The following is a 13367-nucleotide window of genomic DNA, read 5'->3' as shown; positions in this document are numbered from 1 at the left end:
CGCCCCGCCCGTCACGGGCCGTGGCCGGGCTGTGCTTCCGCATGCTTCTCGGACTGGGCTGCGCCGGTGCGCCGGGCGTACAAGCGCGCGATCGGCTCGGTGCTCAGCCCGTGCAGCACGATGCTGAGCATCACGGTCATCACCATGATGCGGACGATGAAGTCCGCCTGTTCGCCGGGCAGATCGATGACCGCGAGCGACCCGAACACGATCGATGTCACGCCGCGTGGGCCCATCCAGCCGAGGAACAGTTTGTCCGACTGCTTCAACCCGCTCCCGGTGAGCACGAGCAGTACGGGGAGCATGCGGACGAGGGTGACGACGAGGAGCGCGTACAGAATCACCGAAGCCTGGAAGCCGTCCCAGAAAGCATTGTTGACGAGCTGCCCGAACAGGAACCAGAGCGCCAGGGTCATGAGCGCGACGAGGTCGTCGGTCATGGCCGCCGCACTCTCCGGGAGCCACCGCATCGCCGGGGCGAAGAACACACCGGCGACGAACGAGGCGACGAACCCGTTCCCTCCAACCGCGCCGGAGAGGCTGTACGCCGCCACCGGGACGGCGAGCACGCCCAATCTCGTGGCCGAGGGGTGTGTCCACCCGTGCGACCAGGACGTACGCAGCAGCCACCCTGCGGCACCGCCGACGACCAGGCCCGCCGCCAGCGCCCAGCCGGCCGCTTCGACCGCTTGCAGCAGCGCGTCCGCGTAGTCGGCGTGTGAGCCGTGGGATTCGGCGGCAACGGCGACGCAGAGCAGGAAGACCGGCGAGGCGATGCCGTCGTTGAGGCCTCCTTCGACGTTGAGCACCTCGCGCAGCCGCGCCGGGATGCGGGTGTCCCGGACGATGGCGGCGGTGGGGGCCAGGTCGAGCGGGACGACGACGGTGGCCAGAACCGCCAGCAGCCAGCCCGACTGATCGGGAAAGATCAGATACCCGGCCAGAAACGCGGCGCCCAGCGTGAGCGGCAGCGCACCGCCGAGCAGACGGAGGACGAGCCCTTTCTCCCGTCCGAGGATTCCCCCGGGAACCTCGATGGCGTCCACGAAGAGCAGCAGGGCCAGAACGACCTCCACCGCGTGCTCGAACACGGCGGTGTCGAGGTCGAACCGCAGCGGGGGATGCGAGCCGGCCGTCAGCGCGATTCCCGCGCACATCATCGCGATGGGTGCGGTGATGCTCCATCGCGACAGCCGGTGGGCGAGAAGCGCCCACACGAACAGAATTCCGGCAATGACCGCGACGGCAAGCATGCCACCCGCTTCCTCCTCTGCGCGTCCCCCCGGGACTCGCAAAAGCTTAGGCGGGGCGGGGCACGGAGCCATTGACGACGCTGCGGAGGAATGCGTCGACTTCGGTGGGCGGGTGCGGGCATGAACTCGACGGCGAGAATTCGGCTGCACCGTACGGTCCGGGGCGTTCGTCGTCGCGTGCGGCTCCCCGCACCCCGCTGGGCGGGGTGCGGGGAGCCGCACGAGTTCGGGCCGTCAGAGCCAGGCTATGGCCGAGGCTCATGCACTGCCGGGGCACATCCCGGGTGTCAGTCCAGCGGCTCGACCCAGATGTTCCTGAAGCGGACCTTGTTGCCGTGGTCCTGGAGCCTGATCGCTCCCGCCGCCGCCGATTCCGCGTCGCCCGCGCCGGTCGGGCCGTCCACCGCCACGTTGTCGTGCACCTTCTTGCCGTTCCACACGACCGTGATCCTGGCGTCATCGGTCTTCTTGCCCGCGGCGTCGAAACGGGCCGCGCGGAAGACGATGTCGTACGTCTGCCAGGTCTCGGGTGCGGTGGAGGCGTTGAGGTCGGCCGCCTTCTTGTTGTAGATGGACGCGGCCTCGTTCGCGGCGAGTTTCTCCACTCCGAAGGAGTCCAGGATCTGGACCTCGTACCGCTCCTGGAGATAGATGCCGCTGTTGCCGCGGTCCTGCCCGGTGACGTCGTCCGGCAGCTTGGGCACCCGGAACTCGGCGTGCAGTTTGAAGTCGCCGAACGCCTGCTTGGTGCGGATGTCGCCGCAGCAGACCTCGATGGATTTGTCGGCCGTGTGCGGCCAGTCGGCGCTGCGCCCGTCGGTGTGCTGCCAGGCGGTGGAGACGCTGCCGCCGGAGAAGAGGTCGATACGGCTGCCGGGTCTGCGCACCTCGATCATGTCGAGGTTGACGTGACCGGTGTCTTCGGCCCGATAGCTGTAGGTGATGGTATTGCGGCCCTTGCGCAGGGCGAGCCGCTCGGTCTTGGTGGACCAGCGGTTCCAGGCGCCCGTGAAGGGGAGGCCGGTCTGCTGTGCCTGGCCGCCGTTGACGCTGACACCGAGGGTCTTGGTGCCGGTGAAGGGGTGCGGGCCGTTGGCGTACCGCAGTCCCACGTCGTAGCTGCCCTTCGCGGGCGCCTCGACCTCGAAGGTGGCCGTGGCTCCCTGCGTGCTGAAGCCGTCGACGAAGCCACCGCCGGTGTAGCCGGCGTGCTCGGTGTCGATGTCGGCCCCGCCGGACAGGCGCGCCGATTCCGCGTCGTAGGAGGTGATGGGCTGCTCGGGACCGGGGCGCGCGTTCAGCGTGTACCAGGCCTCGGTGGACCAGAGTTGCTCACCGGCGTCCGAGGCGAAGGGACGCGGCGAGCGCACGTGCACCACCCGGTCGGTCTTGAGGCCGGGGATGGTGAGCCGGACGGTTCGACGGTCGTCGGAGAGCCGGGCGGCCGTGACGGGGAGCACCTCCTCGTCGACCTTGGGTCCCCCGTACGCCGGGGTGGGGACATAGCGCCACTGCTCGACGGAGTAGGCGCCGTTCGTCAGCCTGGCAGCGGTCTCCTTCGACAGGGGTTTGGTGTAGGTGAGGTCGAAGCCGTCGCGGGTGGCGCGCATGGTCTTGATGTCGAAAGCGGTTTTGCCGTTCGGCGTGAGCTTCTGCAGGCCGAAGCGGAGTTTGCCTTCCTGGCCCCAGTTCCCGTCGGCGCCGAGGCCACCGGCGTAGATGGCACCGTCCGGTCCGGTGCTGACGCGGGTGATGCCGGCCTCCAGACCCTGCGTGTGCCGGAACACGGCGCCCTGGTACTCGCCGTCCACCTTCTCCAGGTCCGCGCGCTGGAGTCCGCCGTAGGTGACGTCGCCGAAGACCATCTGCCCGGCGAAGGGCCCCTTCTTCAACAGCATCGGTGTGCTCGGGGAGTTGGCGATCTCGTTCTGCGGGAGCCAGAGCACCGGCTTGCTGATCGTGCGGTCGTCGAACGGGCCGTCCGGGTTGGTGTAGTGGTTGAAGAAGCGGTCCTGCTCGACGTGGACCAGCTTGGAGGCGGGCAGCCAGCCGCCCTGGTTGTCGGTGACGAACAGCTCGTTCTGCGGGCCCCGCCCGATCCCGTTCGGCGTACGGAGGCCGCCGGCCAGGTAGCTCACCTTTCCGGTCTTCTTGTTCACCTTGATGGTGGTGCCACGGTTGGCGGCAGGCTGCGGATCGGTGGTCGCGCCGCCGTAGTTGATGGCGACGGAGAGGTTCAGATAGAAGTCTCCCTTCTCGTAGAGCAGGCCGAAGGCGAACTCGTGGAAGTTCCCTCCGTACGGCCACTCGGAGATCTTTCGGATCTCGTCCGCCGCGTTGTCGCCCTCGATGTCGGAGAGTTCGGTGAGCTGGTGTTTCTCCGAGACGTACAGCTTTCCGTCGACGTACGTGATCCCCATCGGCTCCTTGAGGCCGCCGGCGATCTTCTTGAAGGTGACCTTCTCCGGGCCCGTGTCACCGGTGACGTTGTCGAGGACGTACACCTCGCCCTCCGTCTTGGTGCTGCCGCCCCACGTCGTCACGGCGAGCCGGCCGTCCGGCAGCCAGTCCATCGCCGAGACTTGCGGCTCGAAGCCCTCGGGGCGCAGATCGGTGAGGGTGTAGCCGGGGTTGACGGAGTTCAACGGGAGCCCGTCGCCGGGGGTGTCGTAGCTGCCCTCGCACTCCTTGCGGCCGGGAGCAGTGACACGGACGACGCCGGCGTCGGTGCTGAGTACGGAGTTCGGCACCAGGGTGAATGCGGCGGCGCCCGGCGGCTTCCACTGCAGAGTGACCTGCTGATCGCCGCCGCGGTCGAAGTGGTCGATATGCAGGGCGTGGTAGCCGGGTGTCAGGGCCAACTCGCCGTCCTTGGGCTCGGCACCGTGCAACCCGTCGTGGTCGACGACCTTCTTGTCGCCGATGAGCAGGCGGGAGCCGTCGTCGCTGATCAACCGGAAGGCGTACGTGCCGTCTGCGGGGACGTTGATGTTGCCGAGGATCTGCGACACGAAGTTGTCGGTGAAGCCGAAGCCCTCGGTGGAGGACCAGTCGACGGTGGGGATCAGCTTGTCGACATTGGGGGTCTGGGCCGGTTTGAGATCGCAGAGCTTGCTCAGCGGGGACTGGACGTCGAAGACGCGGAGGGTGACGCCGGGTTCCTGGGGCGGTAAGTCCGCGAAGGGCCTCTCGCTCGGAGAGGGCTTCTCGTCCGCGTCGGCGACGGGGGCCGCGAGGCCGCCGGTGAGAAGGGCGGCGAGGAGCAGCCCGGTGATTCTGCGTGGTCTACGGCGAATGGTGCGGAGGTTCGGGGCCTTGCGTGGCGTCACTCTTCCTCCTGCTGGGCGCTGCGAAGCGGCGCGTCCGGGGGCAGGCCTCGGACGCGGAGTGGTGTGCGTCCGCGTACGGGTGCTGCGGCGGCATTCCGCCGTGAGGCACGCAGACTTCCGTGCGAAATCGACGCCCAGCGTACGAAGGGCACCTCGAACCGTCCATACTTTGTCCTCAACGAGTGGAAACTCGCCTGGTGTTGACCAGGACGGCTCCTTGTGCGCATGTGGCTTCCGAGGCCGACGGCCACCCGAAGGGGCTCGCGGCGTGGGACGGTCATCCTTGTGGGGGCGGACCGGCGTCCGTCCTGCCCGGCAGTAGGTCAAGCACCGTCAGCCGTTGCCCCCGAGCCCGCCGCGAGGCCATCGGGCGTGACCGGGCAAGGTCTTCGATCCCTGTCCCTGTCCGCGCTCGGCGCCTTGGCCCGGCCCGAAGCCCCGGGCGACAGGCGGTGCGGCGGCGGCGTCGCGCCGGCGGAATCCGCCGACGGGCGGCCCATTGATCTGTCCCGTCGCGCAACGCGACAACGCGGCATCGGCGCAGGCGAGGTGCCTGATCGGCGAACCGGGGGTCGGGCACCTCGCCCTGTGATCGTCCTACCGGCTACGGCGCGTCCACCAGGATGCGTCCGTTGGCCGGGGTGCTCACGACGCCGTTGGCGTAGGCGGATTCCACGCGGGCCTGCTCAGCCGCGTTCGGAACCGCGTTCCTGCAGCTGGTGCCCGCGCTTGAACCCGACATCAACTGGGAGCACGGGCCGGGCTTGGTGTCGGGCAGGCCCAGGTTGTGGCCTATCTCGTGGGCTGCGATACGGGTCTTGTCATGGCCCTGGGTGACTGCCTGGCTGCCGAGTTCGACACGGGCCTGACCACCCGGACGGACCGGTCCGAGTGTCGCCTGCGGCCAGCCGCTCGTGGCCACGATCTGGATCTCGGCCCGTGTTCCCGGCGCGGCCTCGACCAGTTTCACGTTGTCGACGTTCGAGTTCCACGCGGCGACTCCGGCGGCGATCGCCGCCTCCCAGCCGGCCGCACGGCTGTCGTCGTAGCGGAGTGTCACGGTCGCTGCCGAGTTCTTCGACTCGGCCTTCCCGTGTGCGGACGAGGCGTTCGCCGTCGGTGCTGTGATCAGGGTGATCACAGCGGTGGCGCCGGCGGCTTTCAACCATAAGGAGTGCGGCATTGCTGTCCCTTCACTCGTGGGGGCTCGGCTCCGTACGGAACCGAAAGTGCGGGAGAGGGCGGGCGACTGCAGACGGACGGAGCCCGGCGGGCAGTTGCCGAAATCTCCCGGGGGATTCGGAACGTGCCCATCACCGCGTACTGGCCATGCCCCTGTCAAGTACGCCTGCGGGTCGGTGAGTTGCCGACGTCGCCCTCGCCCGGCTCGCCCGAACCCTTCGTGTGTACGGCTCCGGCTCCCAGCCCTCCACGGTCACCCGGGCGGTAGGCGTGCGTCGGAGCTGTGGATGCGGGACCCCTGCTGGGGGCGACCACGCTGACTCGGGCGTCGCACGACCCACCGCAAGGCCCGCATGAGGACTGAGCCATTGCAGGGGCAAGCTCGTCGGCCGATGTGCGCCTGCAGCAACTTCACTGCTACGTCGTGGTTGTAGGTCACGGCCACGTCCATGGGGGTGCGGCCGTCGGGGTCAGGCGACTCCGGGTCGGCACCGAACGCCAAGAGAACGGCTGTGGTGTGGATGGTCGGCGGCTTCCCCCTCTGCAAGGCGCCGTCACCTTCAGCGTCCAGCGCATGCGTCAGCAGCGTCATGGTGCTGAACACTTCATCGGGGTCGCCCCCGTCGGCCAGTAGCCGTGCCAAGGTTTCGGTGTCTTCGAGTTCGACAGCCTGGTGGGCGGGCGTCCAGTAATTCTCCACGGCGAACGCTAACAGGACGGATCTCGCGGAGGCCGCGCACCTGGGGGAGTGGCAGCCCTTCCGCGTCTTCCCCGTCGGACACCCTGATCGGAGCTGTTCGACCGGGGCGTTTTGCCGCACACACAACATCGGCCCGACCAACGCATACCGGCGTCGGAGCTACCGGTCGGACCGGGCGAGGAAGTCGACAAGAGCGGCTGTGAGTTCGGCGGGCGCGTCCTCTTGGACGAGGTGGCCCGCGCCGGCGATCGGCTCGAATCGGGCGTCCGGGATGCGGGCGGCGAGCTCGCGTCCCTTCGCCACGGGAATCCAGGTGTCGTCGTGGCCCCAGCACACCAGTGTCGGGATGGCGATCTCGCCGTACCGGTCCTGCACCTCTTCGGTGTGGAGCTGGTCGGCCTGGGCGATCTGCCGATAGAAGGCGGGCTGGCCGAGTTCGCCGAGCCAGGGTTCGACGAGCCGGTCGCGGACTGCCGGGTGCAACCCGCGGCTGCTGGCCGAACTCACGTACTCCCGCAGCAGCGCGTGGTGCAGCGCGGACGGCAGCTGCTCGAAGACGTCGGAGTGCTCGCCGACGAGCCGGAAGAACGGGGACCCCCACGGCGTCAGGGCAACCGGGTCGACCAGGGCGAGGGCGCGGTAGCGGGCGCCGTGCAGCAGATGTGCCCGCAAGGAAACCGCGCCGCCGAAGTCGTGGGCGACCACCAACGGTTCTTCCAGTTCCCAGTGCTCCAGGAGTTCGGTGAAGACCCTGCCCTGGGCTGCGAGGGAGACATCCTGCCCGGTGTACTTCTCCGATGCCCCGTAACCGGGCATGTCCCACACGAACACCTGATGACGGCGGGCGAGGGAGCGGGCGACAGCGCGCCATACGTACGAGGAGAAGGGTGTGCCATGGAGGAGGACTACCGGTTGCCGACCGGGTTGTCCGAGGCGGTCCCAGCGGACGTCGCCGGAGGTGCTGCGGAATGTCTCGGTCAGCTGCCATTCACTCACGGGCGTTGCTCCTCTCGTTGTGCCTCTGGTCCAGGTTAGGGATCATGTCGGATCCGAGGCCCCGGCACAGCCAAGGTTCCGGGGGTCCGGCACCGCCCAGGGCTCGCAGGAAGGCTCGGGCAGTGCATCGACCGAGACTCGATCCCTCGGCTGCGTGTGTGAGGGGGCGACCCTCCTCCTTGCACGCCCGGCATCCGATACGGACCTGAACGGCCTCGTATCTCCAAGGCGCACTAGGCTGGAACGGTGACGTCCCTACCGGAGGACCCGACACGACTGATCGTCGAAGACGACCGCGACTCCGCCGTGCAACGCCTGCAAGAGGCATACGCCGAAGGGCACATCTCGCACGAGGAGATGGACGAACGCCTCGGCCGGGTGCTCATTGCCACAACCGGGAGCGAGCTCGTGACGGCCCTCGGGTCGCTCCCGGCGGAGAAGGCGGCCACGACGGCCACGATCGGCGCCGCGAGCGGTCGGATCAAACGGCGCGGGGCTTGGCGGGTGCCTCGGATCCTCAAGGTCGAGTCCGCTTTCGGAAAAGTGCACCTGGACCTGTCCCGGGCCGTCATCGAGGACCCGGTGATCGACATCGAGCTGCAACTCGGCACCGGCAGGGCCAAGATCACGGTGCCTCGCGACGCGATCGTCGAAGTCGAGGGGCTGACCACCGGGTGGAAGGACACGCTCTACAAGCCCCCGCGGCGCTCCGGCCCTGGCGGGCCGACAATCCGGATCTCCGGGGCCATGGGGTTCGGGCGGTTGAAGATCCGCCACGCTCGGCGTGCGTACCGCTGAGAAGAGGGGCTGACGGCTGTCCATCGAGCCTGTCCTGTCCGGCCGTCCCGTCGCGCAGGTCACAGCCGGAATGGGCATCTCGCGAGCAACGGCCCACAACGGGATGCGGCGCCGGAAGACGAGGGCCGGCTCGGCCTGCACGGACGTTCCGGCTGGCCCCTCCAGGACGCCGCACCGGACCCGGCGGCCCTCCGCCGTTCAGCCGCGCCAACAACACTCCAGGTCAATACACCTGGAGCCGTGAGTCGTGTCCGTCTGCCCAGTGACGTGTTGGTGAGAAGGTGCAGCGCGGTGCAGATACGTTCCGCTGGTTCGGTGGCTGCCTGAGGTACGGGGCGGCAGCTGATGTACCGAGCGGTGCAACGTATGCAAGGTGGCCAACGACATTGGCAATGCTGGAAAGAAGGCTCTCGTGAGCGACGTATCTCAGGAATCCGCGTCCGAGTACGGCGTCTTGCGCCTCCTCGCGGTGTACTTCGACGATCTCGACTCGTTCGGGATGCTGCACAACAGTCGCTACGGCGTTCTGGCCGAGCGTGCCTGGGTCGCCTACTGGCAGGAGAACCAGGTCGCGTTCGCCCGGGACTGGGCCCTGCTCGACGACGGATACAACGTCGCCAAGGAACTGCACGTCAACTTCGACATGCCGATTACGCGTCCCGGCGGATACGGCGTCCACCTCTGGGTGGAACGTGTGGGCCGAAGCTCGCTCACCTACGGATTCCGGGTCTGCTCGGCCGACGGCGCCACCACCTACGCCCGCGGCCATCGAATCGTGGTCCGACTCGACCGCGAGACGCTGAAACCGACCACGTGGACCGAGCGGACGCAGGAGTTGCTGTTGAGGATTCTCCGGCCGGAAAACTGACGTGCCCTGTACGAGGGCATGTGTGATGTCGTGATCAGTGGGTGGTTGTGCCCGGGTCCGTGGGACATGCCGCTGGTCTCTGGTCTGCCGAAAGGCCCTCTGTAGGGTGGGGCGGCGACAGCGCATCGTGAACCGCACCAAGGAGCAGAAGTGACCAGCCAGCCGGCGTCCAACGCCCTGCAGCAGGAGATCGCCCGAGAACTCATGGTCGGCGAGACCTTCGATGCCGAGCGGGAGATCGAGCGCCGGGTTGCCTTCCTCGCCGAGCAGCTGACCACCACCGGCCTGCGCTCCCTGGTGCTCGGCATCAGCGGCGGCGTCGACTCCACGACGGCCGGTCGGCTGTGCCAGCTCGCCGTCGAACGGGTTCGGGAAGCCGGGTACGAGGCACGGTTCTACGCGATGCGGCTGCCCTACGGCGTTCAGACCGACGAGCACGACGCCCAGCTCGCGCTGTCCTTCATCCGCGCCGACCATGTGCTGACCGTCGACATCAAGCCCGCGAGCGATGCGGCGCTCGCGGCCTCGCTGGCCGCTGACGTGAGCTTCCGCGACGACCACCACCAGGACTTCGTGCTCGGCAACATCAAGGCCCGGCAGCGCATGATCGCACAGTACGCGGTGGCGGGCGCTCACGAGGGTCTGGTCGTCGGCACGGACCACGCGGCCGAGGCGGTCTCCGGGTTCTTCACCAAGTTCGGCGACGGCGCCGCCGACCTGGTCCCCCTGTCCGGACTGACCAAGCGCCGGGTGCGTGCCGTCGCCGACGCGCTGGGCGCGCCCGCCGAACTGGTGTGGAAGATCCCGACCGCCGACCTGGAGACCCTCGACCCGGGAAAGACCGACGAGGACGCGCTCGGGGTCTCGTACGACGCCATCGACGACTTCTTGGAAGGCAAGCCGGTGGACGAGCGGACCTTCGCGGCGATCGTCAGCCGGTACCGCCTCACCGATCACAAGCGCCGGCTGCCCGTCGGCCCTCAGTCCGGCGCGAGCGAGGACTCGGCCGGTTGAGCCGCCCAGTTGACCTGACGATGAGTTGAGCGCCTTCGCCTGACACCCGGTCAGGCGAGGGCCGAGTTGACCGCGCCCGTCCGGCCGAGCAACTCCCTGACCTCGTGGCGGCATTGCGCGTCGCCGCGCGCCCGCACGGCCTTGTCAGCCGACCTTCGGGTGTCATGACAATCGAGCTCGAGATGTTTTCGGGAATCGTGCTCCTCGGATGTCGAGAACGTCGGGCCTGCTCCGTCCCCGGGACACGAGCGGCCACGGACAAGCGCTCGACAACGCCGACGAAGGAGCGATCACCATGCAGCCGACCGAGATCACCGAGATCCTGAACCGGCCGATCAGCAAGGAACTGCTGGCCCGCGACCTGACCCGCCTGGCCTACGTCGCCAAGGACGGCACACCGCGCAGTATCCCGATCGCGTTCACCTGGAACGGCTCGGAGATCGTCCTGTGCACCACGAAGAACGCCCCGAAGCTGCCCGCACTGCGCAACAACCCGGCCGTCGCCCTGACCATCGACACCGAGGTCCACCCGCCGAAGATCCTGCTCATCCGAGGGCGGGCCGAGCTGGACGTTGTCGACGGCATCCCGGACGAGTATCTCCGGATGAACGGCAGCTACGCGATGACACCCGAGCAGCGCATCGAGTGGGAGGCCGAGGTCCGCTCCCTCTACGACGGCATGGTCCGGATCGTCATCACCCCGACCTGGGCGAAGCTCATCGACTTCGAGACTACCCTGCCCACCGCTGTAGAGGAGCTGATCCGGCAACGGGCCGAACGTCAGCACGGTTGAGATCGGTGCGTCCAGAATCGGCGCAACCGCGGGTCGAGACAATCTCGAAAGGCACGATCGGTGATGGGCGAGCTCGCACACGGTCGGCCCTGGTCGCCGGCCGACCGATGTTCCCCTCGGCGGGGAACACCGGCCGGCCGCTCAGGCAGCACCCGCGCAGACTGCTGTGCAGGCCCGTTCGGGGCCGTCTACGGGATCATCGGCAGCGTTCCGTCCCGCTGCGGAGGAATGGCCACGCCGTTCTGCTGGAGCGTGACGGCCCGCGCCGGAGAAGGAATGCGGATTCCCTCCAGACGGAACCGCTTGTGCAGCCGCTTGATGAACTCGTGCTTGATTCTGTACTGGTCGCTGAACTCCCCGACGCCGAGGATCACCGTGAAACCGATCCGCGAGTCCCCGAAGGTGTGGAAGCGGACAGCGGGTTCGTGGTCGGGGACCGCGCCCTCGACCTCCTTCATGACCTCGCTGACCACCTCGGAGGTGACGCGCTCCACGTGGTCCAGGTCGCTGTCGTATGCCACGCCGACCTGCACGAGCAGGGTCATCTCCTGTTCCGGGCGGCTGTAGTTGGTCATGTTAGTGCTCGACAGCTGTGCGTTCGGGATGATGACAAGGTTGTTGGAGAGGTTGCGTACGACGGTGTTGCGCCAGTTGATGTCGACGACGTACCCCTCCTCCCCGCTGGTGAGGCGGATGTAGTCGCCGGGCTGGATCGTCTTCGAGGCGAGGATGTGGATGCCCGCGAAGAGGTTGGCGAGGGTGTCCTGAAGAGCCAGCGCGACCGCGAGACCGCCGACGCCGAGGGCGGTGAGCAGCGGGGCTATGGAGATGCCCAGAGTCTGCAGGACGACCAGGCATCCGATGGCCAGGACGACGACGCGGGTGATGTTGACGAAGATCGTGGCCGATCCGGCCACTCCGGACCGTGACTGCGTGACGGCTTGGACCAGGCCGGTGATCACGCGCGCCGCAGTGATCGTGGCGGCGAGGATGAGCAGCCCCGACAGGACCTGATTGACCGTGTGGTTGACCCGGTCGGTCAGCGGCAGCGCCGCCGCGGCGGCCGTGACCCCGCCGGTGAGCGCCGCGACCGGCACCAGTGCCCGCAGCGCGTTGACCAGGACGTCGTCGCCGCTCCAGCGCGTACGGGTCGCGTGTTTGCCCAGCCAGCGCAGGAGAAGACGCAGCAGGAGGCCTGCCGTGAGCCCGACGGCCACCCAGATTCCCGCGACGATCCAGTCGTGCGGCGTGAGGTCTCGGTTCACCGACTGCCTCCCACCGCATCAGGAAGAGGCCGTACGTCCGGTATGTGATGTGTCGTCAACTTGTTGCCGCCTGCTGCTCGGTTCCAGAATGTGCGAAGCCGCCGGTGACGAGACGCGTCGTCGAACCGTCGGTCCGCTCATCTTCCTGCATCCGCGGGGCTCTTCGCGTCACAGTCGACGGGGTCCGCCGACGTGTCACGCGGCTCACCGGTCGATGAGGGCCTGGGTGATCTGGCGGGTGGTCTGCTCGTCGACCCGGGGGTTGACGGCGGCGTACGTTGTGAAGGCGTTCAGACCTGTGGCCAGAGCCCAGCCGCGCCCACGCGCCAGGTGGCATCGTCCACGTCGAGCGCGGCACGGAAGGCGGCCCGGCTTCCCGCGGACATCAGGGTGAAGGCGATGGTCAGATCGCAGGCCGGGTCGCCGATGCCGAGTCCGCCGAAATCGATGACCGCGCTGAGGCGGCCGTCGACGGTGAGCAGATTGCCGGTGTGGAAGTCCCCGTGGAACCAGACCGGCGGGCGGTCCCATGCGGGAGCGCTGAGCGCCGCGTCCACAGCGCCGTCATTGACACGGCGTCGAACACGCCGTCGACCTGTGCGATGGCCGCCCGCGTGGACAGGTCGCGGTCGGCCAGTGAACCGCCGGACAGGTTGTCACGGAGGTCCTCGGCCGGGACGGCTCCGGCCTCGAACATTTGAAGACTGGCCAGGAACTCCGCCAGTTCCACGGCGGCCACGGAGGAGTCGGCCAGCGCCGCGACCGTCGCCACCTCGCCGTCCAGCCAGCGGGACACGGCCCACGGCCACGGATAGCTGAAGTCGGGCCGCCCCACTGCCAGCGGTACCGGGATGGCCAGAGGGAGATGCGGGGCGAGCCGAGGGAGCCACGCGGACTCCTTCCTGGCCTGCCCGATGGCTCCGGCATGGCGGGGGAGCCGGACGGACAGTACGTTGCCCAACCGGTGGATCACGTGGTCGAGCCGGCCGGGTCGAGCAGTTCCAGGGGCAGTTCGGCCCCGTGCGGGAACTGCGTGGCCACGAGGCGCCGGACCAGGTCTGTGTCGATCAATGGGCGGATGTGGGAGGTGTGTTCGGCCGTCAAGAGCGGCTCCTGCGGTCGGCCCGCCGGCGCGGCGGGCGGTCGCGGCCATCACAGTACGCAGGAAG

10 protein-coding genes and 1 pseudogene are annotated in these 13367 nt (G+C 68.3%); 4 read left to right on the top strand and 7 right to left on the bottom strand.

The annotated features are described in order from the left end of the window. Positions 1-11: 11 nt before the first annotated feature. The 5 genes from ABTX78_RS08325 to ABTX78_RS08305 all read right to left on the bottom strand — a co-directional run bounded on the left by ABTX78_RS08325 (position 12) and on the right by ABTX78_RS08305 (position 7460). Positions 12-1253 carry a cation:proton antiporter gene (locus tag ABTX78_RS08325; protein WP_352206004.1) on the bottom strand — a complete coding sequence of 414 codons (1242 nt, stop codon included), beginning with the start codon at positions 1251-1253 and terminating at the stop codon, positions 12-14. A gap of 287 nt (positions 1254-1540) precedes the next feature. Next, positions 1541-4582, bottom strand: coding sequence for a 3-keto-alpha-glucoside-1,2-lyase-like domain-containing protein (locus ABTX78_RS08320; protein WP_352206003.1), 3042 nt, complete (start codon positions 4580-4582; stop codon positions 1541-1543). A gap of 604 nt (positions 4583-5186) precedes the next feature. Then, positions 5187-5765 (bottom strand): snapalysin family zinc-dependent metalloprotease, encoded by a 579-nt coding sequence (locus ABTX78_RS08315; protein WP_352206002.1) that lies wholly within the window; start codon positions 5763-5765, stop codon positions 5187-5189. Positions 5766-6017: 252 nt separating this feature from the next. Continuing rightward, on the bottom strand, positions 6018-6464 hold the full coding sequence (locus ABTX78_RS08310; RefSeq protein WP_352206001.1) for an ankyrin repeat domain-containing protein: 447 nt from the start codon (positions 6462-6464) through the stop codon (positions 6018-6020). Between the two features lie 159 nt (positions 6465-6623). Further along, a complete protein-coding gene (locus ABTX78_RS08305; protein ID WP_352206000.1) occupies positions 6624-7460 on the bottom strand; it encodes an alpha/beta fold hydrolase in 837 nt (278 codons plus the stop codon). 246 nt (positions 7461-7706) lie between these two features. Between ABTX78_RS08305 and ABTX78_RS08300 the strand changes: the two genes are divergently transcribed. The 4 genes from ABTX78_RS08300 to ABTX78_RS08285 all read left to right on the top strand — a co-directional run bounded on the left by ABTX78_RS08300 (position 7707) and on the right by ABTX78_RS08285 (position 10933). Further along, positions 7707-8258, top strand: coding sequence for a DUF1707 SHOCT-like domain-containing protein (locus tag ABTX78_RS08300; protein WP_352205999.1), 552 nt, complete (start codon positions 7707-7709; stop codon positions 8256-8258). A 412-nt stretch (positions 8259-8670) separates the two neighbouring features. Next, a complete protein-coding gene (locus ABTX78_RS08295) occupies positions 8671-9126 on the top strand; it encodes an acyl-CoA thioesterase (RefSeq protein ID WP_352205998.1) in 456 nt (151 codons plus the stop codon). A gap of 150 nt (positions 9127-9276) precedes the next feature. Then, positions 9277-10140 carry an NAD(+) synthase gene (nadE, locus tag ABTX78_RS08290; RefSeq protein ID WP_352205997.1) on the top strand — a complete coding sequence of 288 codons (864 nt, stop codon included), beginning with the start codon at positions 9277-9279 and terminating at the stop codon, positions 10138-10140. Between the two features lie 295 nt (positions 10141-10435). Next, a complete protein-coding gene (locus ABTX78_RS08285; RefSeq protein ID WP_352205996.1) occupies positions 10436-10933 on the top strand; it encodes a pyridoxamine 5'-phosphate oxidase family protein in 498 nt (165 codons plus the stop codon). 188 nt (positions 10934-11121) lie between these two features. On the opposite strand, the gene ABTX78_RS08280 is transcribed toward ABTX78_RS08285, so the two are convergent. Next, positions 11122-12198 (bottom strand): mechanosensitive ion channel family protein, encoded by a 1077-nt coding sequence (locus ABTX78_RS08280; protein ID WP_352205995.1) that lies wholly within the window; start codon positions 12196-12198, stop codon positions 11122-11124. Between the two features lie 204 nt (positions 12199-12402). Further along, positions 12403-13302: pseudogene (locus ABTX78_RS08275) on the bottom strand (aminoglycoside phosphotransferase family protein). Between the last annotated feature and the right edge of the window lie 65 nt (positions 13303-13367).

The organism is Streptomyces sp. NPDC096193, assembly GCF_040302905.1.
Classification (GTDB): Bacteria; Actinomycetota; Actinomycetes; order Streptomycetales; family Streptomycetaceae; genus Streptomyces.
Note: the sequence above shows the minus strand (reverse complement) of the source record. Positions and strands in the feature narration are given on the sequence as shown.

Coding starts and splice junctions, on each gene's coding strand:
- ABTX78_RS08285 (WP_352205996.1), top strand. CDS start 10,436: ATGCAGCCGACCGAGATCACCGAGATCCTGAACCGGCCGATCAGCAAG.
- ABTX78_RS08315 (WP_352206002.1), bottom strand. CDS start 5,765: ATGCCGCACTCCTTATGGTTGAAAGCCGCCGGCGCCACCGCTGTGATC.
- ABTX78_RS08325 (WP_352206004.1), bottom strand. CDS start 1,253: ATGCTTGCCGTCGCGGTCATTGCCGGAATTCTGTTCGTGTGGGCGCTT.